At 64.0% G+C, this 26471-nt stretch carries 22 protein-coding genes and 2 tRNA genes; 14 read left to right on the top strand and 10 right to left on the bottom strand.

Annotated elements, in window-relative coordinates; all coding sequences use genetic code 11:
• Positions 1-21: 21 nt before the first annotated feature.
• Both BL8807_RS10820 and BL8807_RS10815 read left to right on the top strand, forming a co-directional pair.
• Positions 22-351, top strand: coding sequence for a DUF2316 family protein (locus tag BL8807_RS10820; RefSeq protein WP_083570281.1), 330 nt, complete (start codon positions 22-24; stop codon positions 349-351).
• Between the two features lie 698 nt (positions 352-1049).
• A complete protein-coding gene (locus BL8807_RS10815) occupies positions 1050-1397 on the top strand; it encodes an MGMT family protein (RefSeq protein WP_072726778.1) in 348 nt (115 codons plus the stop codon).
• A gap of 164 nt (positions 1398-1561) precedes the next feature.
• Here BL8807_RS10815 and bcp read toward each other — a convergent pair whose 3' ends face one another.
• Both bcp and BL8807_RS10805 read right to left on the bottom strand, forming a co-directional pair.
• Positions 1562-2083 (bottom strand): thioredoxin-dependent thiol peroxidase, encoded by a 522-nt coding sequence (gene bcp, locus BL8807_RS10810; RefSeq protein WP_072726799.1) that lies wholly within the window; start codon positions 2081-2083, stop codon positions 1562-1564.
• 231 nt (positions 2084-2314) lie between these two features.
• Complete coding sequence (locus BL8807_RS10805) at positions 2315-3670, bottom strand: metal-dependent hydrolase family protein (RefSeq protein WP_072726777.1); 1356 nt, start codon at positions 3668-3670, stop codon at positions 2315-2317.
• Positions 3671-3866: 196 nt separating this feature from the next.
• Between BL8807_RS10805 and dtd the strand changes: the two genes are divergently transcribed.
• From dtd to BL8807_RS10760, 9 genes are all read left to right on the top strand, one after another.
• A complete protein-coding gene (gene dtd, locus BL8807_RS10800) occupies positions 3867-4352 on the top strand; it encodes a D-aminoacyl-tRNA deacylase (RefSeq protein WP_072726776.1) in 486 nt (161 codons plus the stop codon).
• A 269-nt stretch (positions 4353-4621) separates the two neighbouring features.
• Entirely contained in the window at positions 4622-5236 is a 615-nt protein-coding gene (locus tag BL8807_RS10795) for an ATP-dependent Clp protease proteolytic subunit (RefSeq protein ID WP_094636373.1), read from the top strand.
• Between the two features lie 3 nt (positions 5237-5239).
• Entirely contained in the window at positions 5240-5941 is a 702-nt protein-coding gene (locus BL8807_RS10790) for an ATP-dependent Clp protease proteolytic subunit (protein WP_072726775.1), read from the top strand.
• A 191-nt stretch (positions 5942-6132) separates the two neighbouring features.
• Positions 6133-7488, top strand: a complete 1356-nt coding sequence (gene clpX, locus BL8807_RS10785) for an ATP-dependent Clp protease ATP-binding subunit ClpX (protein ID WP_072726774.1) — start codon at positions 6133-6135, stop codon at positions 7486-7488.
• Positions 7489-7572: 84 nt separating this feature from the next.
• Positions 7573-7646: transfer RNA gene (locus BL8807_RS10780), tRNA-Arg, on the top strand.
• Between the two features lie 29 nt (positions 7647-7675).
• Positions 7676-7752: transfer RNA gene (locus BL8807_RS10775), tRNA-Arg, on the top strand.
• A 79-nt stretch (positions 7753-7831) separates the two neighbouring features.
• The gene (locus tag BL8807_RS10770; RefSeq protein WP_072726797.1) at positions 7832-9013 is read left to right on the top strand and encodes a MalY/PatB family protein; all 1182 of its coding nucleotides are present in this window, start codon (positions 7832-7834) and stop codon (positions 9011-9013) included.
• Positions 9014-9195: 182 nt separating this feature from the next.
• The gene (locus tag BL8807_RS10765) at positions 9196-10623 is read left to right on the top strand and encodes a Na+/H+ antiporter NhaA (protein WP_083570296.1); all 1428 of its coding nucleotides are present in this window, start codon (positions 9196-9198) and stop codon (positions 10621-10623) included.
• On the top strand, positions 10607-11359 hold the full coding sequence (locus BL8807_RS10760; protein ID WP_205408865.1) for an LOG family protein: 753 nt from the start codon (positions 10607-10609) through the stop codon (positions 11357-11359). The genes BL8807_RS10765 and BL8807_RS10760 overlap by 17 nt, the downstream gene beginning before the upstream one ends.
• Before the next feature lie 109 nt (positions 11360-11468).
• On the opposite strand, the gene BL8807_RS10755 is transcribed toward BL8807_RS10760, so the two are convergent.
• The 7 genes from BL8807_RS10755 to BL8807_RS10725 all read right to left on the bottom strand — a co-directional run bounded on the left by BL8807_RS10755 (position 11469) and on the right by BL8807_RS10725 (position 20010).
• Complete coding sequence (locus BL8807_RS10755; protein ID WP_072726772.1) at positions 11469-12122, bottom strand: O-methyltransferase; 654 nt, start codon at positions 12120-12122, stop codon at positions 11469-11471.
• Between the two features lie 99 nt (positions 12123-12221).
• Positions 12222-13166 carry a succinate dehydrogenase/fumarate reductase iron-sulfur subunit gene (locus BL8807_RS10750; RefSeq protein ID WP_072726771.1) on the bottom strand — a complete coding sequence of 315 codons (945 nt, stop codon included), beginning with the start codon at positions 13164-13166 and terminating at the stop codon, positions 12222-12224.
• Positions 13167-13178: 12 nt separating this feature from the next.
• A complete protein-coding gene (locus BL8807_RS10745) occupies positions 13179-15047 on the bottom strand; it encodes an FAD-dependent oxidoreductase (protein ID WP_072726770.1) in 1869 nt (622 codons plus the stop codon).
• A 63-nt stretch (positions 15048-15110) separates the two neighbouring features.
• The gene (locus tag BL8807_RS10740) at positions 15111-16790 is read right to left on the bottom strand and encodes a DNA-processing protein DprA (RefSeq protein WP_072726769.1); all 1680 of its coding nucleotides are present in this window, start codon (positions 16788-16790) and stop codon (positions 15111-15113) included.
• Between the two features lies 1 nt (position 16791).
• Positions 16792-18330 carry a YifB family Mg chelatase-like AAA ATPase gene (locus BL8807_RS10735; protein WP_072726768.1) on the bottom strand — a complete coding sequence of 513 codons (1539 nt, stop codon included), beginning with the start codon at positions 18328-18330 and terminating at the stop codon, positions 16792-16794.
• Positions 18331-18383: 53 nt separating this feature from the next.
• Positions 18384-18809, bottom strand: coding sequence for a YraN family protein (locus tag BL8807_RS10730; protein WP_072726767.1), 426 nt, complete (start codon positions 18807-18809; stop codon positions 18384-18386).
• Between the two features lie 328 nt (positions 18810-19137).
• The gene (locus tag BL8807_RS10725; RefSeq protein WP_072726766.1) at positions 19138-20010 is read right to left on the bottom strand and encodes a pyridoxamine kinase; all 873 of its coding nucleotides are present in this window, start codon (positions 20008-20010) and stop codon (positions 19138-19140) included.
• A gap of 386 nt (positions 20011-20396) precedes the next feature.
• On the opposite strand from BL8807_RS10725, the gene BL8807_RS10720 reads away from it, so the two are divergent.
• From BL8807_RS10720 to BL8807_RS10710, 3 genes are all read left to right on the top strand, one after another.
• Entirely contained in the window at positions 20397-21713 is a 1317-nt protein-coding gene (locus BL8807_RS10720) for an O-acetylhomoserine aminocarboxypropyltransferase/cysteine synthase family protein (protein WP_072726765.1), read from the top strand.
• A 334-nt stretch (positions 21714-22047) separates the two neighbouring features.
• Positions 22048-22866: an ABC transporter ATP-binding protein gene (locus BL8807_RS10715; protein ID WP_072726764.1), complete on the top strand. Its 819-nt coding sequence runs from the start codon at positions 22048-22050 to the stop codon at positions 22864-22866.
• Between the two features lie 20 nt (positions 22867-22886).
• Positions 22887-25502, top strand: coding sequence for an ABC transporter permease (locus BL8807_RS10710; protein WP_072726763.1), 2616 nt, complete (start codon positions 22887-22889; stop codon positions 25500-25502).
• A 137-nt stretch (positions 25503-25639) separates the two neighbouring features.
• Here BL8807_RS10710 and BL8807_RS10705 read toward each other — a convergent pair whose 3' ends face one another.
• A complete protein-coding gene (locus BL8807_RS10705) occupies positions 25640-26458 on the bottom strand; it encodes a response regulator (protein ID WP_072726762.1) in 819 nt (272 codons plus the stop codon).
• Positions 26459-26471 lie beyond the last annotated feature (13 nt).

The raw sequence follows: 26471 nt of genomic DNA, 5'->3' as shown, positions 1-26471 counted from the left end.
GCTCGCAACGATGAAAGGAGTATGCTTGCTGAGCTGATTGGAGGGGTTATGTCTTTGAACGTTGAACAGAAGGCTGCGACGAGACGGGAATTCGCGCGGAATTTCGAATTGGTAGACGTGACGCCTGTGCAGGTGGCGGCCGATCTTAGTGTGAACGAGTCTCGAATCGAGGACGTCATGAACTTACGTAATGTGCGGCATCTTGAGGATGCTTGGGTATTGCGTCGGTATCTCATGGCGAAAGCGGCGCAGCAGGGCGTTGAACTGGTACCGTTCACCGCGCTTCGCGGGGATCCGGAGGATTACTGGTTCCTCGACGTGGATCGTGTGAACGCTATGATGCTCGACTGAGCAGAGCATCCGTATATCCAGTTGGCACTTAAGTTGTCCAGTTGGCACTTGCTTAGACGATGCTGATTAAAGCAATGGCGGAATGGCGGTAAGCCTACTGGTCGATGTCGGAAATCAGGTGCCAACTGGACGACTTAAGTGCCAACTGGATTGCATTCACCGATGCGCTATCGGCTATTCGTCTGTTCAAGGCACTGTGGCATTGTAAGTAATGGGCTTAGATGATCATACCTAGGCGATGAATCGAATGTAGGTGCGGTCAGCAACGTTTCTTTTGTCAAAACACCAGGCGAAGGACGTCGCAGATTGTATTTGGCTTTGGATGTCACTCCGTCGATCACTGCCACATAGGCGTCTCCGACGAACAAACCATCCTCGTTCAATGACAAATCGCCATGTTTGCCCACGGTCTGCGATTCCAGGATTCTCACGATAGCCAAGTCTAGTTCGCGGGATGCTGCGTGGAGGAGATTCCTCGACTGCGCTGCGCTTCGCTCGGAATGACAGGAGAGTTGAGCTTCGCTTGGAATGACAGGAGAGTTGAGCTTCGCTTGGAACGTTGGGGCGCGTTGTCGTGACGAGCGAAGCCAAGGCCTCTCATTCGGAGAACAAAGGCAAAGAGCTCGTAGTGGCCGGATGCAGTCGTGTTCAGAACGACGAGTGCGTTTGAGTCTGGGATTCTGAGATAAGCTGAAGCAATGGCTGAATCGTTTTCGCAGAGGGTGTATGACGTGGTGCGTCGGATTCCGGAAGGCAAGGTCGCCACGTATGGGCAGGTGGCGGCGCTCGCGGGCGCGCCACGGTCGGCGCGGTTCGTGGGGTTCGCGTTGCATTCCAATCCCGAGCCGGGCGTGATCCCATGCCATCGTGTGGTGTTCCGCGACGGATCGCTAGCGCCCGGATTCGCATTCGGTGGTCCCGACGTGCAGCGGGAACTTTTGGAAGACGAAGGCGTCGTCTTCATACCGCCCAGCGAACAATCCGGAGAATCCGCCGGCGCGGACGGCTGGCGCGTGGATCTGAGTCGCTGCCAATGGGATGCCTGAAACGTCTTTATCCGTTTAGCCGGCTCCATGGCTCCGCTTGTTCTCTGATTCCGAGGGGTATTTTTGATGGAAAACGCAAAAATACCCCTCGGAATCGATGCGAAGCGACATGTGGGGGAAGCCGAGTCATCCCGTGATCTTATGAGGGTACGCGTACAAAGGCGTCAGCTGAGCTTGTCGAGCTGTTTGAGGAGCGAATCGACGTGGCCGGTGGCGCGCACGTTGTAGCGGGCGAGCAGCACTTGGCCATTGGAATCGACCACGACCGTCGAACGCAGCACGCCGACGTGGGCTTTGCCGTAGAGTTTCTTCTCGCCGTATGCTCCGTAGAGCTTATGCACGTTGAGATCCATATCGCTCAGCAGCGGGAATGTGAGATGGTCGCGTTCGCGGAACTTGGCGAGCTTCTCCGGTGAATCCTTGGAGATGCCAAGCACCGTATATCCGGCCGCGGTGAGGCGGTTGAGATTATCGCGAAAATCACAGGCCTGCTTCGTGCAGCCGGGCGTCATCGCGGCGGGATAGAAATACACGATCACGCGTTTGCCTTCGGCCAGCACGTCGGAAAGCCGCACGGTGGCACCGTCGTCCGCAGGAAGTGCGAAATCCGGCGCGGTCTGGCCTGAGACTAGACGGGCGGGAAGTTGAGAATCGGAAACGTTCTGTGTATCTGGTGTTGCGCTCATAAGGCCAGTGTAGGCGCTCATAGGGCGGTTGCGTGGATGCGGCTGAGATCCCTTGACTTCGCTCGGGATGACAGAGCGGGTTGCTCGGGATGACAGAGTGGGTGATTGGGTATCGGAGTGGGTACTCGGGATGGCGGAGGGACAGTGTGTTTTCCGTCATCCCGAGCGAAGTCGAGGGATCGCTTTGCGGAATCAGAGCTTCCGGTTAAGACAGCGGAAAGCGTCTGCGAATCAGGACGCGTAGGTCTGATCGAGAATCTCGTCCAAATCGGCGATGCGCTTGATTTTGGCATCGGGGCGCCAAATCGGATGGCCCGCGGCGACGACCAGATTCGGATGCTCCAATACGCGCAGATCCTCCAAGGGATTGCCGTTCACCACCAGCAGGTCGGCGGCTCGACCGGTTGAGATCGAACCGGTGACGTCCTCCACGCCGAGAATCTCCGCGTTCACGGCCGTCGCCGCATGCAACGCCTCCGCGGCGGTGAATCCGCCACGTTTGACCAGCAGATCCAACTCTCGCCATGTGCCATACTGCGTGACGAACGTCATCGCCGCATCGGTACCCACGCCCACGCGCAATCCCGCCTCGCGTGCCTGACGCGCGCCCTCAAGCATGCCGGCGACCACGATGCGCGAATTCTCCAACTGGATGTCCGTGATGCCGGACACCGACTGATCGACATCCAACAAGGGCAGCGCGGCGCTCAATGTGGGGATCAACGCCGACCAACCGCGCAAAGCGTTCGGATTGTTCAGGAACAACTCGATAAGGTCGTCGTTCAACACTGCGCCGTGTTCGATGGTGTCCACGCCGGCGAGCAGCGCGCGACGCACGCCCTCGGTGCTTTGCGCATGCGCGGCGACGATCACGCCCGACTCGTGCGCGGCATCGCAGATCGCACGCATCTGCTCCACGGTCATCTGCGGCGAGCCCGCCTCGCCCAGTTCCTGCGCGTCCGTCACGCCTCCGGTCGCCGCGATTTTGATCGCATTCGCGCCATGCGAGATATTCTCCAACGTGTTCGCCCGCGCGGCATCCTCGTCCGGGCAGACCAGCGCGATCAGCGGCGCGCCGTGACCTTCGGGAATCGCCAGCAGTGGGCCGGACGCCAACAGACGCGGTCCGACGAGCTCACCCGCGTCGATACGGTCGCGCAGCGCCACTGCCTCATACCCCACATCACCCAAGGTGCGTAGGGTCGTCACACCGGAACATAGCTGCGCCATCACACTCGACCTTGCCTTCGCCGCGATATACGGCCGGCCCAATGGGGAATGGGCGAACGCGGCCACGCGACGCTGCCCGGTCGGTGTCGCCAGTTTGGGATTGATCGGCTTGCCACCGGAGAAGAGATGTGCGTGCGCGTTGATCAGGCCTGGCATCACGGTTTTGCCGGTCGCGTCGAGCATATGGTAGTCGGACGGAATCGGCGTGGACAGGCTGGGGGAGACCTGCTCGATACGTCCGTTCGCGCCGATGATGACGGTCATGTCGTCCAGTGTGGTGCTTTCGGCATCGCCGGTGACCAGCGTGGCGTGCGCGATGGCGAATGGTTCGATGATGGTGGATGGTGCTGCGCTCATGTCAGGCTCCTTTGCGTTCGGCGGCTTCATACCAGTCTAGTCTCGTTGCGGGGAGATCCCTCGACTTCGCTCGGGATGACGGAAAGGATGGCTCGGGATGACGGAGGGGACGGTTCGGAATGATGGAAGGGGCGGCTCGGGAAGACGGGGAACGTTGGCTTGGGAGGAAGGTATGGGGTTGCGTACAGTGGCGGGTATGAGGATTGTTTTGCAACGAGTGAGCGCCGCGTCGGTGGATGTGGCGGATGCGGCGACCGGCGAGCGGGACGCGAGCTTTGAACCGCGGTCCATCGGCGAAGGCTACGTGCTGCTGGTCGGCGTGGGTGACGAGGACGGCGACGAGCAGGTGGCTTGGCTGGCCCGTAAAATCGCCAACCTTCGCGTGTTCGAGGACGAGAACGGCAAAATGAACCGCTCCATTCACGACGTCGGCGGTGAAGTGCTGTCCATCTCGCAGTTCACCTTGTTCGGCGACGTGCGCAAAGGCAACCGTCCGAGTTTCATCGCCGCGGGCAAACCCGAGCACGCCGAGAAAGTGTGGCGTCGATTCGGCGACGCCCTGCGAGCCGAAGGACTGACCGTGAAAGAGGGCAGGTTCGGCGCGCATATGCGGGTGAGTCTCACCAATGACGGACCCGTGACCATCGTGATGGACACCGACCAGCTCATGCGCAAGGCGTGAACACCCCATATGCGATGGAGGGGTGCCAGTCTGGGCCACAAGCATGCCGCGGCGGACGCAAGGTATGTCGTGCCATGCGAATGGTGATTGACGGCACGACGTCGGTTCGTCGTCTTCGATGACGCGCATCGGATGATCCGCGTGGGATACGACGTTTACCGGCGGATGCACATGCGTACGCTGGCCGCCGAAAAAGCGCGAAACCGCGCCCGCCGTCGCTTGAAGGCGGTAGGCTAGACACTGTTTGAAAACATAGAAGGAGAACCACGGTGAGCAATATGTTTGCAACCGCCCCGGTCATGGCCGGCGACGAGGCGCCCGCGGGCCCCGCCGATCCGATCTTCAACCGCCTGTTGAAGGACCGCATCATCTGGATGGGCGAAGAGGTCAAGGACGATATGGCCAACCGCATCTGCGCCCAGCTGCTCATGCTGGCCGCCGAGGACCCGAAGAAAGACATCTGGCTGTACATCAACTCGCCCGGCGGCTCGATCACCGCGGGCATGGCCATCTACGACACCATGCAGCTCATCGAGCCCGACGTGGCGACTGTGGGCCTGGGCATGTGCGCCTCGATGGGCCAGTTCCTGCTGAGCTCCGGCACCAAGGGCAAGCGCTATCTGACCAGCCACGCCCGCGTGCTCATGCACCAGCCGTCCGGCGGCATCGGCGGCACCACCACCGACGTGCGCATCAACGCCGAACTCATCATGGATATGAAGAAGACGCTCGCCGAACTCACGGCCGAGCAGACCGGCCACACGGTGGAGGAGATCTACCGCGACAACGAATACGACCACTGGTTCACCGCACAGGAGGCGCTGGACTACGGTTTCGTGGACCAGGTCATCACCACACGCGACTCGATGAAGAAGGGGGAGTGACCCATGGCAAGTGAGGAAGCGAAGTTCGCCGCCCGCGCCGACCGTCTCGCCGGCCCCACCGGCGTCGTAGGCTTCATGCCGTCCGCGCGCCGCGAGGCCGCGTTCGCGCCGCAGAACCGGTACGTGCTGCCGCAGTTCGAAGAGAAGACCCCGTACGGCTTCAAGCGTCAGGATCCCTACACCCGCCTGTTTGAGGACCGCATCATCTTCATGGGCGTGCAGGTGGACGACACCTCCGCCGACGACATCATGGCCCAGCTGCTCGTGCTCGAATCGCAGGATCCGAACCGCGACGTGATGATGTACATCAACTCGCCGGGCGGTTCCATGACCGCGATGACCGCGATCTACGACACCATGCAGTACATCAAGCCCGACGTGCAGACCGTGTGCCTCGGCCAGGCCGCCTCCGCCGCCGCGATTCTGCTCGCCGCCGGCACCAAAGGCAAGCGCCTGATGCTGCCGAACGCGCGCGTGCTCATCCACCAGCCGGCCATCGACCAGGGCTTCGGCAAGGCCACGGAGATCGAGATCCAGGCCAAGGAGATGCTGCGCATGCGCGAATGGCTGGAGAACACGCTCGCCAAGCACACCGGCCAGGATATCGACCGCATCCGCAAGGACATCGAGGTCGACACCTTCCTGACCGCGCCGCAGGCCAAGGAATACGGCATCGTGGATGAGGTGCTCGAACACCGCCAGTAGATCCCGCGTCCGCGCCCCACGAACTGCGCACGACCTTTACAAGCGATACCCCTGAACCGAGTCGGGTCAGGGGTATCGTTGTTTCTCGGGCATCAACGGATGCGCTCCGATAGGGGCGCGTCTTGACGGTGCCTGGTGCGGTGCGGGACGGCGCGGCGCAAAGCGCGCGAGATAAGACGAAGGAGACGGTCATGGGACGTGTGGTGAGCTACAACGAGGACATCCCACGTTGCACCTTCTGCGGCAAAACCGAACGGCAGGTCAAAAAACTCGTCGCCGGCCCCGGTGCGAACATCTGCGACGAATGCATCACGCTATGCGTCGACATCATCTCCGAGGAACGCCAGCGCGACGCGCAACTCAACGCGTTGAGTCTGCCGAAGCCCGTGCAGATCAACGACTATCTGGACCGGTACGTGGTCGGCCAGCAATCAGCCAAACGCGCGCTGTCCGTGGCCGTATACAACCATTACAAGCGCGTCAACATGGAACTGCGCGAGTCCGCGGACGAGCTGGAAGGCGCGGACGACGACAACGCCGCCAAAGCTCGCGCCCGTCAGCGCCGCATCGCCCGACGCAACGACCCTTTCGCCGAAGTGGAGGTCGCCAAGTCGAACATCCTGCTTATGGGACCCACCGGCGTGGGCAAAACCTATCTCGCCCAGTCGCTCGCCCGCGTGATGAACGTGCCGTTCGTCATCACCGACGCCACCACGCTCACCGAAGCCGGCTATGTGGGCGACGATGTGGAAACCGTGCTGCAACGCCTGCTGCAGGCCGCCGACGGCGACGTGAACCGCGCCCAGCACGGCATCATCTACATCGACGAGATCGACAAAATCGCCCGCAAGTCGGGCGAAAACACCTCCATCACGCGTGATGTGTCCGGCGAGGGCGTGCAGCAGGCGCTGTTGAAGATCCTCGAAGGCACCATCGCCTCCGTACCGCTGGAAGGCACGCGCAAGCATCGCGAACAGGACACCGTGCAGATGGACACGCGCGGCATCCTGTTCATCTGCGGAGGCGCGTTCGTGGGGCTCGCCGACACCATCAAAACCCGTCTCGGCCGGCGCTCCAGCGGTTTCGGCGCGGCTTGGCACGACCATGAGATCAAGGACGAGGAGCTTCTGAGCCAGGTGAGCGCCGACGATCTGGCCGAATTCGGCCTGTTGCCGGAATTCATCGGCCGTCTGCCCGTCATCAGCGTGCTGGAGGAGCTGACCGCCGACGATCTGGCGCAGATCCTCACCCAACCGGCCAACGCGCTGACCAAGCAGTACCGCAAACTCTTCGCCGTGGACGGCGTGGATCTGGCGTTCACCGACGAGGCCGTCCGCGCCATCGCCGAAACCGCCATCGCGCAGGGGACAGGCGCGCGCGGCCTGCGCTCCATCATCGAAAGGACCCTGCAGGAGACGATGTTCCAACTGCCCAGCATGGAGGACGTGCGGCAGGTCATCGTCGACGAAGCCTCCGTCAGGGGCGAGGGAAGCCCGAAACTGCTGCGTGAGGCCGTCGACGACCTGCCTCGCAGGCGCGTGGCCTGACGGTATGACACGCCGAGTTGCGATATGCCTCATCATGTGTATTATTGTTCGAGTTGCCTGAACGGCTTCAAGTTCAGGCGGCATGCGCGAGTAGCCCAGCGGATTAGAGCAGCTGACTACGGATCAGCAGGTCGCAGGTTCGAATCCTGTCTCGCGCACTCCCGGACCACGGGGATAACAGTGGTATGCGCGAGTAGCCCAGCGGATTAGAGCAGCTGACTACGGATCAGCAGGTCGCAGGTTCGAATCCTGTCTCGCGCACCAGACGAAACCCTTGGGAAACCAAGGGTTTTTTCAGTTGTAGTCCATGACGACGATGTGAAAGGTGAGTCGCCTGATGAGCGTGTACGACTTCGATACCATTCTGGAACGCCACGGCTCCTCATCCGCCAAATGGCATCAGATCGTGGAGGAGATGGGCCAGGGCAACGAGGACGTGGTGCCGCTGTCCGTGGCGGATATGGAATTCAAGCCCGCTCCCGAAATCGTCGAGGCCATCGTCGAAGCGGCCACGCATGACGTGTTCGGCTATGATTACGCGACCGACGACTATTTCGCCGCGTTCACCGGTTGGATGGCCCGCCGCCACAACCTCGCCGTCGACCCGGACGCCGTGCGCCTGTCCGACGGCGTGATGCCCGCCATCAACACCGCCCTGCGCGCCGTCACCCATCCGGGAGACAAAGTCATCATCCAACGTCCGGTCTACTATCCCTTCACCTTCGCCTGCGAACGCAACGGCCTGACCATTCTCGACAACACTCTTCGCCTAAGCGACGAAGGCCGCTACGAGATGGACTTCGACGATCTCGAAGCCAAGGCCGCCGACCCGCGCTGCACCGCGATCCTGCTGTGCAATCCGCACAATCCCGTCGGCCGCGTGTGGACCGCCGACGAGCTCAGGCGCGTGGGCGACATCTGCCTGGAACACGGCGTGACCGTGCTGTGCGACGACATCCACGCCGACTTCGCCCATCCGGGGCACCGCACCGTCATGTTCTCATCATTGGGGGAGCGGTACGCGAACAACGCGTTCGAATTCACCGCGCCGACCAAAACCTTCAATCTGGCCGGTCTGCTGTGCTCGAACGCGATCATTCCGAACCCCGAGCTGCGCCGCCGCTTCGACGTGGCGGCCGAGAACATCGGCGGACTGACCGTCAGCCATTTCGGCCTGGTCGCCTGTCAGGCCGCCTACAACCACGCCGAACCATGGTTGGACGAGCTGATGGTCGTGCTGCAACGCAACCTCGGCGTGATCCGCGACTTCGCGGCACGCACCGACGGCATCCGTCTGATCGAACCCGAAGGCACGTATCTGGCCTGGCTGGACTGCCGTGGACTCGGATTCGAAACCCCCGAGGCACAGTGCGAGTTCCTGCGCGGCAAGGCCCGCGTGTTCCTCGACGAAGGTTCGATGTTCGGCCAATGCGGCGACTATTTCGAGAGGGTGAACCTCGCCTGCCCCACCGCGCTGCTGGAGCGGGTGCTTGACCGGTGGAGCAAGGCCCTGTCCGAACGCTGACGCGCGGCCAGTGACGATGCCATGGCGGATGGAGGATCGCCCCGTCATGGAGAAGCCGCCGGCATGCCAGCCATGCGAGACGACGGCGTGTCGTTCCACCGGGTAAGCCCGGGGCGGAACGTCCCTACGCGGTCCGTACAATGGAACGGATCTAAGGAGCGGCGATGAGCGTGAACACCACCATGACAGGCACCCCGAGCATGTGGGAAAGGATCCGGCGCGTAGCCGCCTCCGACCGCATATCAGGCCTGATCATGCTGGGATTCGCCCTCGCCGGTCTGGTGCTCGCCAACCTGCCGTGGACCGCGCACCTGTTCGAGACGATTTCGGAGACGCAGCTGGCGATTCCGTACACGAATATCGACCTGCCGCTCGGCCATTGGGCGCAGGACGGTCTGCTCACCATCTTCTTCCTGATGGTCGGCCTGGACCTGAAGCAGGAGCTCACCACCGGCTCGCTGTCCAATCCCAAGGCCGCGGCCGTGCCCATGCTGTGCGCCGTGGGCGGCATGCTGGTGCCGCCGATTCTGTTTTTGTCGGTGACCGCCCTATATTCGAGGTTCGCGCCGCCGGGCCCCGGACTGGAGCAGATCGCCAACGGCTCCGTGTTCTCATTCAGCGACATCGCGCAAGGATGGGCGGTGCCCACCGCCACGGATATCGCCTTCTCGCTTGCGGTGCTGGCGTTGTTCGCCAAAGCGTTGCCGGGCTCGATCCGCGCGTTCCTGATGACGCTCGCCACGGTCGACGACCTGCTGGCCATTATTCTGATCGCCGTGTTCTTCTCGTCGCTCAACGCATGGTATTGGTTCCTCGGCATCGCTGTATGCGCCGTCGTATGGGCGCTGCTGGTGCGCATGCGCCGTGTGCCGTGGATCGCGGTCGGCTGCGTGGGCATCCTCGCATGGGTGATGATGTTCGAGGCGGGCGTGCATCCGACGCTGGCCGGCGTGCTGGTCGGGCTGCTCACCCCGTCGCGTGAGATGTACGGCGAGACCAGTCCGCGCGCCGAACGCTACCACGACAAGCTGCAGCCGTTCTCGTCGCTGCTGGCCTTGCCGATTTTCGCCCTGTTCGCCACGGGCGTGCATTTCGACGCGCTCACCCCCGCGCTGATGGTCTCGCCGGTGGTGGTGGGCATCGTCGTGGCGCTGGTGGTCGGCAAACCCGTGGGCATTATGATCACCGCTTGGACCGCCACGCATATCGGCGGCCTGAGCATGCCGCGAGGACTGCGCGTGCGCGATCTGCTGCCCGCGTCATGCGCCTGCGGCATCGGATTCACCGTATCCTTCCTGATCGCCTCATTGGCCTATACCGATGCGGAACTCTCCGCGGAGGCCCGATTCGGCGTGTTGATGGCCTCGTTGATCGCGGCGGCCATCTCCGGCGTGCTGCTGCATCGCCAATCCCAACGCTATGAGGCAGCGCGGGCCCTGGAAACGGGGAAGGAACGAGACCACGAAACGCCGGTCGAACGGATCACCACACTGTCGGACGGCACGCAGAGCGCGACCATCGAAGCGTTCACGCCGGAACAGCTGGCGCAGATCAAAGCGCGCAAGCTTCGGGAAAGAATACGCCAAAGGAGGCATGATGACCGAACATGAGACGCAATCGCCGTTAGGCAGCACCTACCATCGCGGTCCGGTGATCATGCGCGGCGACATGATCCCGCAGGAGAGCACCACCGCGAATCTGCTGCGCTCCGACCAGAACGCCGACTGGCTGCATATGGATCCGTGGCGCGTGCTGCGCATCCAGTCCGAATTCGTGGACGGCTTCGGCGCGCTGGCCGAACTCGGCCCCGCGATATCGGTATTCGGCTCCGCGCGCGTGCGGGAACAGGACCCGGACTATCAGGCGGCGCAAACCATGGGAGATCTTATCGCGCGGCGGGGAATCGCCGTGATCACCGGAGGAGGGCCCGGCATCATGGAAGCGGCCAACCGCGGCGCCGCCATGGCCGGCGGACGGTCCGTGGGATTGGGCATCGAACTGCCCCAGGAACAGGGCATCAACGAGTGGGTGAACCTCGGCATGAGCTTCCGCTACTTCTTCGTGCGCAAAACCATGTTCGTAAAATACTCGTCCGGCGTGATCGTCTGCCCGGGAGGATTCGGCACCTTGGACGAGATGTTCGAACTGCTCACACTCGTGCAGACGCATAAGGTCACGTCCATGCCGATCGTGCTGTTCGGACGCGACTATTGGCAGGGACTGCTGGACTGGCTGGCGGGGGAGGTCAGTGGACGGGGCATGATCGCGCCCGTCGACCCGCACCTGGTGACCGTCACCGACGATCCGCAGGAGGCTGTGCGCGTCGCCGTCAGCGGCATTCGCTGAACGTCTTTCCCACGGCGAATATACGAGCGCGACGGCATAAGGCGGATGCCCATGCCGTCGCGGAAAGTCCAAGCGACCGCCCTCATATTCGGCGGATTCCCGTCAGGCTTTAGCGTTTGACGGCGATCGCCATGCCGGTGCCATCGGGCGTAAGCGTGGAATCGAACTCTTCGTTGGCCTCCAGCGATTCAAGGAACGCGCGCATCGCCACGGTCTTCTCTCCGCGATCGGCCGCATCGAGCACGCCGCCTTGCGACAGCATATCGGTGAATACGATGGTGCCGCGTTCGCTCAGCAGTCGAGGCGCCTGATCGAGCGTCGCCTGGTAGTTGGCCGCATCGCCCGCCACCACGATCAGATCATAGTCGTTCGCGTTCAGGCGCGGCAGAAACACGTTCACATCGGCGTTCACCGCGCGCAGCGAAGTCTGCGTCTCATCCTCCAACGCATGGAAGACGTCGCGGATCATCGTGATGCCCTGCGCGGAGGAATCCACCGCGGTCAGCTGGCCGCCATCGCGCAGGCCCTCCAGCAACGCGACCGTCTCCACCAGCGAGCAGGTGCCCACGGCGATCACGGACTGCGCGCCGGTCAACGTGACCATCAGCGACAGCAATTCGGCCTGCGCCGCGGACGTCTGCGGAACTCCGGCCTGCTCCGCGGCTGCGCGGACCCTGATAAGCGTCTGGCTTTGGCGGGCGAAGGCGCGGTCTTCGGCGAATTCCCATGCTTTGGCGTGATTCGTGTGCTGCATTCTATCCATAAATCCTCACTCTACCGTTTCATTCAGGCGGCGGGTAGCGCGGCGAGCGCAACATGCCGCCGCCGATTGCCGATATCGGACGCCTCGCAACGGCCGCGGCTAGCGTTCGCGCACCTTGGCCACGATCTGCCACATCTCCTCGCCCACGTCGATGCCACGCGGGCATTGGCGCGTGCAGGCGCGCACCGACTGGCACGCGGCCACGCCGTCGGCGGTGTCGATGGCCTCCAGACGCTCGGCGGTCCGCTCGTCGCGCGAGTCGTTGACGAAACGGCTGGCCCAAATCAGTGCGGCCGGACCGATGAAGGCGTCGCCGCCGGCATACACCGGGCACAGACCCTCGCACACGCCGCAGGCGATGCAGTTGGTCAGCGTCTCATACTGCGCCAACTGTTCGGGATGCTGCAGATATTCGAACACGTCGATTTTGCCCTCGCTGGTGGTGGCGAGCACGCCGTCCGCCTGCAGATAGGGCTTGAGCTTACGGATCTGGTCGAGCATCGGATCGATGTCGGCGATCAGATCGCGCTGCACGGGGAAGCCGGGCAACGCGGCGAGCTCGATCACGCCCAGACTGCCGTCGGCATCGGCGACGGGGGAGACGGAGACGACCGCGTCATCCGAACCGGCCGCGGCGACGCCGGTCGCGCGGAACCCCTCGTCATCGACGGACGCGGCGGCTTCGGCGGGCTTCGCCCAATCCTTCACCATGGCGGTGCACAACAGATTCGGCGTACCGTTGATCGCCACCGCATCCGAACCGCACATGCCGTGCCCGCAGGAATACCGGAAGGCGAGGGTCGGATCCATGGTGCGTTTGATGGTCAGCAACAGGTCGAGCACGCTGTCATCCGCGCTGGCGGCGACCACATACTCCTGCACCCACTGCTTGCCACGCGGACGGCGACGCGCGGACGCGGCGCCGGAATCGCCGAACGGCGAGCTTTTCTTCGCGAACGGGCTGCCGCCGCGCGCACGGTCGCGCTCACGCTCGGCACGCGGGGTGAAACGATGGATCTGCAAAGTCACGGTGGTGTTGGTCATACGTTCCTCTCCTTAGTATTCGCGCTTCTGCGGCGGCATATCCACGATGCGCACCGGCTGCCAGACGACCGTGCCTTCGCCGTCGGTCATCGAATGCGCGAGGAAGCGTTCGTCGTCGCGTTCGGGGAAATCGGTGCGTTTCAACGAGCCGCGCGACTCGTGGCGAGCGTCGGAGGCGGTGAGCACCGCCTCGGCCAAGGCAAGGAGATGACGGATCTCCCAGATGGCGGTGATCTCCTGGTTGAATGCGGCGGTTTTCTCATGTGCGGACAAAGCCGCCGCACGGGGCGCGAGATCGCCGCGCAACGCGGCCATCGCTTCGGCCAGACTATCGGCGTCGCAGCGCACGGCGGCGGCCCGCTCCATCACGGAACCCAATTCGGCCATCAACGCGTATGGGTTGTCGTCACGCGGGTCCGCTTCCTCCTCAGATTCGGTCGGGGCGGCGAGCAGCGCGTTCAATTCGGTCTCACGGGTGGATTTGACGGCGTCGACGGCCTGTTCCAGCGCGCCGTCGATATCGGGGTCGGCCATCGGTCCGTCCACAGGATCGTCGGCGATGCGGGCGGCCAATGCCGACCCGGCGCGCGTGCCGAACAGACAGGCGTCGAGCAGGGAGTTGCCGCCCAAACGGTTCGCGCCATGCACGGACACGCAGGAGCATTCACCCGCGGCGAACAAGCCGGCGACGATATGACGCGCGCCATCGGCCCATTGATAGACCTCACCCTCCGTGGTGACGGGGATGCCGCCCATCGTGTAATGCGCGGTCGGCTTGATCGGCACCCAATCCTTGGCCGGGTCAAGATTCGCATACTGTTTGACCGTTTCCACCACCTGCGGCAGCACGGTGAGCATATGCGCCTCATCGACGCCGGTCAGATCCAGCCAGACGCAATCCTTCGGACCGTCCGGATCCTTGGGGTCGGCCACGCCGCGTCCCGCGTCGATTTCGGCCATGACGGAGCGGCTCACCACATCGCGGGCCGCAAGATCCTTATGCTCAGGCGCATAACGGGCCATGAAGGCCTCGCCGTCCGCATTGCGTAGGATGCCGCCTTCGGCGCGCGACGCCTCGGAGAGCAGAATACCGGTATGGGCCAGACCGGTGGGATGGAACTGGACGAATTCCGCATCCTCCAGCTGCAGTCCGGCGGCCAGAGCCAACGCCATGCCGTCTCCGGTCAGATCCCACGAATTCGATGTGGTGTGGAACAAACGGCCCGCGCCGCCCGTGGCCAGCAGCACGTTATGCGCGCGCACGGCATGCGTTTTGCCCGTATGCGTGTCATAGGCGACCACGCCGGCCACGCGCGACCTGTCGTCAGTGAGCGCCAGATCGGTCACATACCATTCCTCGGCGAATTCGACGCCGGCCGCCACGCATTGCTGCCACAGGGTGTGCAGGATCTGATGCCCCACACGGTCGGCCGCGTACGCGGCGCGCTTCGCCGGCTCTCCTCCGAAATCCTTGGTATGGCCGCCGAAACGACGCTGCGCGATATGACCGTCGTCGGTGCGCGAGAACGCCACTCCCTGACGTTCCAGATTGATCACGGTCTCAGGGGCGTATTGGGCGAGCAGCTGCGCCGCATCCTGATCGACCAGCCAATCGCCGCCTTTGACGGTGTCGTAATAATGCCAATGCCAATCGTCGGCGTCCACATTGCCCAGGGACGCGGCGATGCCGCCTTCGGCCGAACCGGTATGCGAACGCAACGGCTGGAGTTTGGATATCACCAGCACTTTCGGATCGAGACCCTGCGCGCGCAGATCCTTCGTTTCCTGGGAGTTCAGCAACCCCAGCGCCGCCGACAGTCCGGCCGCTCCGGCGCCGACGATCACCGCATCATACATATCTTCCAACTGCTTCGGACTCATACCCACGATTGTCCCACAAGGGCGGACCGACGGTGTCGCGACGGCCGTGCGGGTGTTGTCGTATCATGACGGCGCGTCGCCGGCGGGAGTGGCGACGCCGCCGTCCAAATCGACGACGCCAAGGAGTTCCAGCTCTCCCAAGGTCTTCATCACCTTGGCGATGGAGTGGTCGCCGTCGTTCCGCTCTCGGCGCAGAGCTCCGAGCAGCGCGTCCGGCGTGGGGTGGAGATGCTGGGCCCGACAGTCGGCGATAAGCGTCATCATGAGCTGTTGCGCCGCGGTCAACGCGATGGCGGGTTCGGCCTGTGAAACCTCGGGCGCGGAATCCGTCGATTGGAGAGGAACGGCATCGGTTGTCGTCGGCCGTGCGGTCGCGGCCTCCTGCCTGCGATCGCGTTTGCTCGCGACGTCGCGCGGATCCGGTATGGGCGACGATTTCGACGCCGGTCGCTCCGCCGAATCCGATGGCACGGTCGACGTGCTGTGGCTTATGGGTTCGCTTTGTTCCGACTCCGACGCCGCGTCTGCATCGCCGTTGAGATGGGCCTGGGATGACAGGTGCGCGACCTGCGGGTGTGATGGCATGGTCTTCGGCGGTGCCGCCGGGGAGGCGTGTGATTCGGGTTGCGTGGGATCCGTCGAGGGCCATGCGGGTTGGTGCGGTTCGTGGCAGATGTCCTCGATCGAGGTGGCCGCGCACAGCAGCATCGCCTTGTTCTGACTGATGATCGCGTTGCATCCCGCGTTGACGGGGGAGTTGATGTCTCCGGGCGCGGCGTACACTTCGCGTTCCAATTCCGCCGCCCATCCGGCCGTGTTCAACGCGCCCGACCGCAGGCGCGCCTGGGCGACCACCAGCGTGGAGCTCAACGCCGCGATGATGCGGTTGCGCAGCAGGAAACGGCGGGCCTCGGGAATCGTTCCGGGGCACAACTCGCTGATCAACGCGCCATGATTCGCCTCGATGCGTTCGAACAGCTGCTTGTTGCGCAACGGCCCCATATGATGCAGCCCTCCGGCGAACACGGCCACGGTTCGTCCCGCATGGTTCAGCGGCGGATTCTCCGCCGCGCGCAACGCGCCCCAATGGGCTGCCGCGTCCACTCCCATCGCCCCTCCCGACACCACCGTATGTCCTGCGGCTGCGGCTTGTTCGGCGACGGTATGCGCCACGTATCGCCCGTAATCGCTGATGTCGCGCGAGCCGACGACGCCGATCGGTTTCGGGCAGCTGACCAGCGCCCGAGGATCCCCTTTGCCCCACAGGCACAACGGAGGCGCCCAATCCGAACGGATCGACAGATCCATCACCTGTTCGGGCCAACATCGATGGTGCGGGGCGATGATCCATTGCGTGCCTTCGGCGGTGAACCATTCGCCGAGCGTGGTCACCCGCGCCGAAGGCATCTCGCCCATACGCGCATGCCAGCGTGCCAGCGAGGTGTGGAAGGCGTTCATCGCCTGTGGGGTGACGGAACGTCCCCAACGGGCGATGCCTGTGGCGAAGGTTCGGTCGAGTTCTCCCAAAGCGTTTCGCGCGCCGTCGTCGCTGTGTCCGGGCGCGGTCTCGGCCAACAGGTTCCACAGCTCTTCGGCGCTGGGACTGCCTTTGAGCAGGGCGACCATGAACGCGTCGGCACCGTCGAGCAGGAAGGTGAGCGCCGCGCGATACAGGGTCTCCGCATCGGGTTCGGCGATGGATGCCGTGCGTGCGGGAGCCGGTGGGTGGGTCGTGCCGTTCATGTCAGAACTCCCGGGTTTTCATGGCGATGGCCTGGCTCATCATATCGACGTCGGGACTGGTCGCTCCCGCGAGGTCGGCCAACGTCCACGCCAGGCGCATCGCCCGATCGGCGCCGCGCAGCGTCAGCCGTTGCGTCGACAAGGCCTGGTTCACCAGAGTCATCGCATGTTGGGAGGTGTTGCGGTGCAGCCAAGAGCCGGAAACCTGCGCGTTGCAGCTCCACCCGTTTTGACGGAAGCGTTCCGCCGCGGCCCTCCGCGCCTGTGCGACGCGGCCGCGGATCGTTTCGCTCGCCTCTCCGGGATCGGCGTTGGCGCTTGCGATGCGGGAGACCGGCGGCACTTGGATCTGGATGTCGATGCGGTCGAGAATCGGTCCGGACAGGCGTGCGAAATAGCGGATGCGATCCTTCTCCCGGCAGGTGCACAATTCGCCGTTGCCGAAGGAATAGCCGCAGGGACAGGGATTGCTGGCCATCACCAGTTGGAAACGGGCCGGATAGTAGGTGGTGCCTTTCGCCCGGGATAATGCCACATACCCCGATTCCAACGGTTCGCGCAGGGTTTGCAGGGTGCGGGCGGAGAACTCCGGCGCCTCGTCCATGAACAGCACGCCGCGATGCGCGCGCGTGATCGCGCCCGGTGTGGCCAAACCAGCGCCGCCTCCCACCAGCGCCGCCGTCGACGAGGTGTGGTGCGGCGCTTCGAACGGCGGCACATCGCTGATGCCGTATTGGGGAAGCGTGCCGCACAGCGAGCGGATCGACGCCACTTCGAGCTGCTCCGCCTCGTTCAGCGGGCACATGATGCCGGGCAGACGCGAGGCGAGCATGGTTTTGCCCGTGCCGGGCGGGCCGGTCATCAGAATGTGATGCCCGCCGGCGGCCGCGACCTCGAGCGCGCGTTTGGCGCTCTCCTGACCAAGCACCTCGCGCATATCGCCCGCTTTGACGGCGGACCGCATGGCGATATCGGCCGCGGACGGGTCGCCTGCGGGAGCCGGGTCATCGGGCAACGTGTATTTGGCATCGCCTCCCATCAGTTCGATGAGCTCGCCCACATGGCGCACGGCGACCACATGCATTCCGTCGATCATCTCGGCCTCGTCCCGATTGGAGTGCGGCACGATGATATTGCGGATACCTCGTTCCCGCGCGCGCAGCAGAATCGGCAGCAATCCGTTGATGGGCAGCACGGAACCGTCCAGATTCACCTCGCCCAACACGATGGTGTCGGCCAGACAGTCGGCCGGAATCGCGCCCGCCGCCGACAGGACGCTCGCCGCGATCGCCAGATCATGGGAGGAACCGCGTTTGGGCAGGCTCGCCGGACTCATATTCACCGTGACCCGCACGGACGGCCAAGTGAATCCGGTGGCCTGGCAGGCGGATTTCACCCGTTCGCGCGCCTCCGACAGCGAGGTGTCGGGCAGGCCGATGATGGAGAAATACGGCAGACCGGGACTGACGAAAGCCTGCAATTGGATGATGAACGCCTTCAATCCGATCAGTCCGACCGACAGCGTGCTACCGATGGGCATCCTCCCCACCTCCTTTCGATGTCGGCGCGGCGTCCGTATGGGCCGCGGGCGTGTTAGAACGCGTTGATGATGTGATTGATCACGGGTCTGTGCCCGCGAGGCACGATGGTGATGACGTCGAAACGCACGCCGTGATGCGCGATGCGATGCGTCGGCTCCATCAGCCATTCGACGGCGGCGTGGCGCAGATGCTGCTGTTTGTCGTGCGTGACCGCCTCTTGGGGCAGCCCGTAGTGCAGGGAGCGTCGGGTTTTGACTTCGACGAAGGCGATGACATGGCGCGGATCCATCGCCACGATGTCAAGTTCGCCGTGACGCGTCTGCCAATTGCGGTCGAGTATCGTCCAGTCGTGCGAACGCAGCCATGCGACCGCGTAATCCTCACCTGCCGCGCCGAACTGTTTGGCGGTGAGTCGGCGGTCGCACAGCCGCATGGCGAGGTCCGGCAGCGCGCTCTCACCCGCGGCGGATGTTTCCATGTGGGTCGACGGTGCCGCCGGCCGCGTCTGGGGAAGCTGCTGGGAAAACGCCGGGAGCCGCGCCGGCGTACGTGTGGGCGAAAGTGCTGTGGTGTTCATGATTCCACTGTCGGCGATGCCCATGGCTGCGCACAAGCGGAATCGGGAAATGTGAATCCAGCGATGGGGAATTGGCGTGTCGTGGATTCACGGTGGATAACTTTTGGGATTTCCACCGATTTCGCGACCCTGTGGATAACCGCTTGCGGGCGCAACAAAAATGGCCGTTCCCGAAGAACGGCCATCAGAGGAACAACGAACGGGCCGCGAAAAGACGCGACCCGAAAGACTACTTGACCAATCCGGTCAGCTCGCCCAGATTGAGTTCGAAGCTCACGCCGCGCTCCTCGAAACGCGGCTGGTTGCGGGTGCTTTCCATCGCATGGCGCACGAACTCGCCGGCGATCCTCGCGGACTCTCCCAGCGGACGTCCCGCCATCACCGCGCCGCACAGGGCTGAAGCGAACGCGTCGCCGGTGCCGTGGATCATATACGGCAGCTTCTCATGCACAAGTTCGACCTTCGCGGCCGCGCCGGTTTCGGCCGAAGCCACGAAGTTGCGCAGCGTGCCGTCTTCACGGTCGACGCCCTTCAAGACCGCGTTCTTCGCGCCCAAAGCCAGCAACGCGTCCAGCCAATCCTCGGCCTCGGCGTCGGTGAGGTTCTGGCCCGGATAGTCGCGGCCGGTCAGAATGCTCGCCTCGGTCAGATTCGGCATCAGCACGTCCGCGCCGTCGGCCAGCGCGCCCATCGCCCGGCACAGCTCCTCGGTGTAGGTCGGATACATCTTGCCGCCGTCGCCCATCACCGGATCGACCAGACGCAGCGCGCCGGGATACTCGCGGTAGAGGCGCTGGATCAACGCCACCTGTTCGGCGGATCCGAGAAAACCCGAATAGACGCCGTCGAGCTCGACGTTCTCCTTGCGCCACGCGTCGAGATAGCCGTCGAGGATCTCGGTGGTGTCGTGGAAGGTGTAGTCGGCGTACATCGTATGCGCGGAGAACAGGGCGGTGGGCACCGGGCACACGTCGCAGCCCGCGGCCGACAGGATCGGAATCGCGGCGGTCAGCGAGCACTTGCCGTAGCCGCACATATCATGCACGGCGGCCACGCGCGGAATGTAATGCGGGTCGCGGTCGAACAGGGTGACGTCGGTCATCGAAACCTCCAGAAGGGCAATGGAACGATACTGCTGGTACCGACTGTAACGGATGGGCGGCGGGCGTGCGGGACATGTCCGCAATCCGACGGGAATCGTCTCGGCGGAACATGCCGTCGGACGGCCGCGGAGAGGACGCGCAAGCCGTCGTATCGGCGTGTCGCATCGGACTTAGGCGTGGATTCCGACCGGTTGGGCGGTGAGTCATCCCAATGATCCCAACGAGTTAGAGAGGGTCATAAGCAACGGCGATAGCGTTCGGCTTGCGCAGCGCGGATCCGCGCAGGTAGCTTCATAACCATCACCTCGCCAACCCGCCTCACGGCGGACGGGCGACGGACGGAAACGAACCACACCAGCCTCACCACACGGAAGGGAACACCATCATGGCTGAGAAGAACGCGAACTACCGTTTCGAAACCCTGCAGCTGCACGTCGGCCAGGAGCAGGCCGACCCGGCGACCGACGCGCGCGCCGTGCCGATCTACCAGACCACCAGCTACGTCTTCCACAACTTCGACCACGCCGAGGCGCGCTTCGGTCTGGCTGACGCCGGCAACATCTACGGACGCCTGACCAACTCCACCCAGGGCGTGTTCGAGGACCGCATCGCTGCCCTCGAAGGCGGCACCGCCGGCCTGGCCGTCGCATCGGGCGCCGCGGCCGTCGAATACGCGGTGCGCAACATCACCCAGTCCGGCGACCACATCGTCTCCGCCAAGAACATCTACGGCGGCACCTACAACCTGCTGCGCCACACGCTGCGCCGCGACGGCATCACCACCACCTTCGTGGACACCGACGATCCGGCCGAGTTCGAGAACGCCATCCAGGAGAACACCAAGCTCGTCTACTTCGAGACCTTCGGCAACCCGAACGCCGACCTGCCCGACTTCGAGGCCATCACCGAAATCGCGCACAGGCACAACCTGCCGGTGGTCGTCGACAACACCTTCGCCACCCCGTACCTGTTCCGTCCGCTGGAGCACGGCGCGGACATCGTGGTGGAGTCCGCCACCAAGTTCATCGGCGGCCACGGCACCACGCTGGGCGGCGTGATCGTCGAAGGCGGCAAGTTCGATTGGGCGGCCGTGCCGGGCAAGTTCCCGACGCTGACCGAACCGGACCCCTCCTACCATGGTCTGAACTTCTATGAGGCGCTGGGCGGGGCCGCGTTCGTGACCCGCGTGCGCGCCATCCTGCTGCGCGACACCGGCGCCACCCTGAGCCCGTTCTCCGCGTTCCTGCTGCTGCAGGGCGTCGAAACGCTGTCCCTGCGCGTCGAACGCCATGTCGAAAACGCGCTCAAGGTCGTCGAGTATCTGCGGACCGTGCCCGAGGTCGAATCCGTCTCGCACCCCTCGATCGAAGGCCGCAAGGACCACGAGCTGTACAAGAAGTACTTCCCGAACGGCGGCGGCTCGATCTTCACCTTCGACATCAAGGGCGGCAAGGACGCGGCGCGCGTGTTCATCGACAACCTGCACCTGTTCTCCCTGCTGGCCAACGTGGCCGACGCGAAGAGCCTCGTGATCCACCCGGCCTCCACCACGCACTCGCAGGAGACGCTGGAGGAGCTCGAGGACCAGGGCATCCACCAGGGCACCATCCGCCTGTCCATCGGCATCGAGAACATCGAGGACATCCTCGACGATCTGAAGGGCGCGTTCGCCGCATTGCGCGAATCCGGCCTGGCCAAGTGAACACGTTCATGACGGGCGTCATCCAGGGGGAGGCGCTCGGCATGAATCCAAAGTGGCGGTGACGGGACGTGAAGGGCGTCCCGCGCCGTCGTCCACCACATAGGAGAACACACTTACCCTGCAGGGGCCTCGCACCGAGTCATGCGGTGCGGGGCCTTTCGCGTGTCCGCCGTCCGGCGGCGGGCGGACTCGTCCTCAAGGATGAGGCGGGGCCGCGCGCATTTCCACCCGGCGCACGATGGGACGCGCGGGCGTTGATTCGTACCTTGGAAGTATCGCCCGGCGGAAGGTCCGGGCCCAAGCAACGACCAAGCATCAACGAATAGGGGAGAACATGACTTCGCAAACCAGAATGGCCTATCCCACGGCCATCGAGGCGATCGACCTCGTCAAGGACTACGGGCGCGGCGAGAACACCGTGCATGCCCTGCGCGGCGTGAACGTGCGCTTCGAAAAAGGGCGGTTCACGGCCATCATGGGGCCGTCGGGATCCGGCAAATCCACGCTGATGCACACGCTCGCCGGACTCGACTCCGCCACCGACGGCCACATCATGTTCAACGGCGCCGACATCACCGCCATGACCGACAACCAGCTCACCCTGCTGCGGCGCAAGAAGATCGGCTTCATCTTCCAAAGCTTCAACCTGCTGCCCATGTTCACCGCGGAGCAGAACATCCTCATGCCGCTCACGCTCGCCGGCGACAAGCCCGACCGCGCCTGGTTCCGCCAGTTGGTGCGCACGCTCGGACTCGAACAGCGCCTGAACCATCGTCCGAACGAACTGTCCGGCGGACAGCAGCAGCGCGTCGCCATCGCCCGCGCGCTGATCTCCAAGCCGGCGCTGGTGTTCGCCGACGAGCCGACCGGCAACCTCGACTCCGTCTCCAGCGCGGAGGTGCTGGGATTCCTGAAGCAATCCGTCAAGGAGCTCGACCAGACGATCATCATGGTCACGCATGACGCGGTCGCCGCATCCTACGCGGACCGCGCCATCGTGTTCGCCGACGGACGCATCGTGGCCGACGAGGCCAATCCGACCGCCGAAGTGATGAACGAACTGCTGATGGCCGAACGCGACCGCGCCACCCGCCAGGCCGCCGCCGAAGCGGAAGCCATGCCCACGGCCTCCGGTCCGCGTCACCGCCGCTGATCCATAGGAAAAGGCACATCATGTTTTCCATTACTTTGAAACTTATGAAGAAAAGCGCGAGGATGCTCATCCCCGCGGGCATCGCAATCCTCATCGGCACCGCGTTCATCGCGGCGACCTTCCTGTTCGGCAACGCGATGGACTCCTCACTGCGCAACCAGCTGACCGCGCAGCTCGGCGGCGCGAACTATTTCGCCAGTCCTAAAAGCGATCGAAGCGAAGCCGAAATGGAGTCGCTGTATTCCATGACGGTCGCCGACCTGCAACTCGACCGCATCCGCGCCATCGACGGCGTCAACGACGTGCGTGCGGACGTCTCCGTGACCATGCAGGCCAACCACGGCTCCAAACACGCCTCCATCCTCGCGGTCGGCACCGCCAAGGAGGCCACAATCCTGCCGGTCGACATCACGGAGGGCGGCCAGCCCATCGACAACAACGAGATCGCCCTGCCTCAGTCCGTGGCCGACCAGCTCGGCGTGCGCGTCGGCGACACCATCACCGTCGACGGCGGCGACCAACGCACCCAGTCCGACGAACTCGACGTGCGCGTGGTGGGATTGACCGACGATCCCAACGGCGCGTTCTCCTATTACGGCGGCGCGGCCGTGGTTTCGAACAACGTGATCGCCGCCGTATGGGGATACGACGACTTCTCCCAAATCAACGCCTCCATGCTGATGCTCGACCTTGACGAGACGAAAGCCGACGTCGCGCTCGCCGACATCGCCGAGCTGCTGCCCTCGGCGTTGACCACCGAATCCCGCCAGTCGTACTCCGACCGGGCCATGGAGAACCTGACCAACAACGGCACCGACATCACCACCATGTTCCTGCTCGGCTTCGGCGTGCTCGCCATGCTCGTCGCCGCGCTGGTCATCGCCAACACCTTCCAGGTACTCGTGGCCCAACGCCGCCGCACGCTCGCCCTCCTGCGCACCATCGGTGCGAAGAAGGGGCAATTGTACGCCTCCGTGCTGTTCGAAGCCGGCGTGTTGGGATTCGTCGCCTCGCTGTTGGGCATCGCGCTCGGCATCGGCTTGATGGCGGTGGTATGCCATTCCAATGCGATGAACGTTCTGATCGGCACGAAGGCCGAACTGGTGATCACCTGGCCCGTGTTCGCCGTGCCGCTGGCCTTCGGCATCGTCATGACCGTCCTCGCCTCGCTCGGCTCCGCCCGCACCGCCACCTCCGTCACCCCATTGGAGGCGCTGCGGCCGATCGAACTGACCGACACGCGCCGCTCCAGCATGGCGCGCGGTCTGCTCGGCGGACTGATGGTGGTCGCCGGCACCGCCATGACCGTGGCCGCATTGTGGCAGATGCACGGACTGCTGGCCGCCTCAAGCGAGATGGATGACGGCTACACGCCGGTGTTGCTGCTCGCCATCGCCGGCTGCGCGCTGGTGTTCGTCGGCATGGTGGTCACCGCCGTGTTCTGGCTGCCGCTGCTCATCAAAGCCTTCGGCGCGCTCGTCTCGCTTGCCGGCCCTTCGGCCAAGGTCGCGCACGCGAACATCCAGAAGAACCCGCGTCGCGTCGCCGCCACCGGTGCCGCGCTGCTCATCGGCGTGACGCTCGTCTCCACCATCGTCACCGGCGCGGCCAGCGGCAAACAGACCATGGACGAGACGCTCTCCACCCGCTATTCGACCGATGTGGTCGCCACCGGCGACATCAGTCAGAGCACGCGCGAGGCCATCGCCAAGGTCGAAGGCGTGGCGAGCGTCGTCTACGCGCCCACCTCCACCGGAACCATAACGGACGCGAACGGCCATGAGACGACCGTGCTGCTCGTCGGCGTCGAAAGCGAAGCGCAGGTCGCGGACGTGGTGCGCGCCGACCTGTCCGACGCCGTCATCGACGAACATACGGCGCTGATGCCCGAATACTCGTCGGCCGGGACCCACCTCGTCTTCGACGGCGGCCAGCATATCGAACTGACCGACGAGGAAGGCGCGACGACCGGAACCACGCTGGACCTCGACATCACGCAAAGCGACTACCGGCGCGTCTCCAGCATGTACGGCGCGGTCGCGTTCGTCAGCGACGCCCTGTTCGGCGACGGCGACATCACCGAACAGGGGCATATGACGCTGATGCGCATCGAAGAGGGGGACCGCTCCCTCAACGACATCTTCACCGAACTGCAGAACGTCCTGTCCGACGAGGCGGGCGTGAGCTTGACCGGGCCGGTCGCCGAACGCACGCAATGGAACGGCATCATCGACTCGATGATGGCCATGCTCGTCGGACTGCTCGCCGTGGCCGTGCTCATCGCCCTGATCGGCGTGGCCAACACGTTGAGCCTGTCGGTGATCGAACGCACCCGCGAATCCGCGACCCTGCGCGCCATCGGCATGACTCGCGGCCAGCTGCGGCGCTCGCTCGCCGTCGAAGCCTTGCTCATCTCCGTGGTCTCCGGCGTGGCCGGCATCGCGCTCGGCACCCTGTTCGGCTGGGCCGGATCCTACATGGTGTTCAGCATCGTCGGCGAAACCGTGTTCCCCTTCGACTGGGCCACCAACGGCATCGTCCTGCTTGTCGCCGCAGTCGCCGCCCTGCTCGCCAGCGTCTTCCCCGCCCGCCGAGCCGTCAAAACGCCGCCGGTCGAAGCTCTGGCCGAAGCCTGAGCTTCAACCAGCGGTGGTCGAAGCCTGGTCGAGGCCTAAAGCCCCGCGCGCGTCGCATGGCGCGCGCGATATACAAGAAGTGCCCGCTCATCATCACGATGGGCGGGCACTGTCCATTTCAGAAGAGATGGTTGTTGCTAGACGAGATGGTTGTCGTAGGCGAAGACGACGGCTTGGACGCGGTCGCGGGCGTTGATTTTGGCGAGGATATGCGCCACATGGGTTTTGACCGTGGGCAGGGAGATGAACAGTTTGTCGGCGATCTCCTGGTTGCTCAGGCCGTTCGCGATTTCGATAAGCACCTCGCGTTCGCGGTCGGTCAGATCGTCGAGTTCGGGATCGGTGTAGTAGCCGGTCGTCGTCCCACCGACGCCGGGATTCGCCGTCGCGTACCCTCGCGCCGCTTCGGCTCCGGCGGCGGTCGCGTCATGCGTGTTGGCATAGCCGTCCTGCATCATCTTCTCGATGAGACGCTTGGTGGCGGAAGGCTCGATGATCGCGTTGCCGTTGAACACCGTGCGGATCGAACCCAGCAGGGTCTCCGGTTCCGTGTCCTTAAGCAGAAAGCCGGACGCTCCCGCGTTGATCGCGGACATCACATACTCGTCCAGATCGAAAGTCGTCAGGATGATCACACGCGTCTGGCGGACGGCGTCATCTTCCGACTCCGCCGATTCGGCCACGTCGGCCATTGAGGATGAGTTGGAATCGCCCACGGCGGAAGTCAACGCGGTGATGCGACGTGTGGCCTCCAAACCATCCATGCCGGGCATACGCACATCCATCAGCACCACATCGGGGCGCATCTGTTCGGCCAAAGCCACGGCTTCGGCGCCGTCACGCGCCTGCCCGACCACCACCATATCGTTCTGCGATCCGATTACCATCGCGAAACCGGCGCGCACCAGCTCCTGATCATCGGCGATCACCACGCGAATCCGCTGTTCTTCACTCATACTTTCACCTTAT

It is taken from the genome of Bifidobacterium lemurum (assembly GCF_014898175.1).
Classification (GTDB): domain Bacteria; phylum Actinomycetota; class Actinomycetes; order Actinomycetales; family Bifidobacteriaceae; genus Bifidobacterium; species Bifidobacterium lemurum.
The sequence above is the reverse complement of the archived record's forward strand: the minus strand, read 5'-3'. Positions and strand labels throughout refer to the sequence as shown.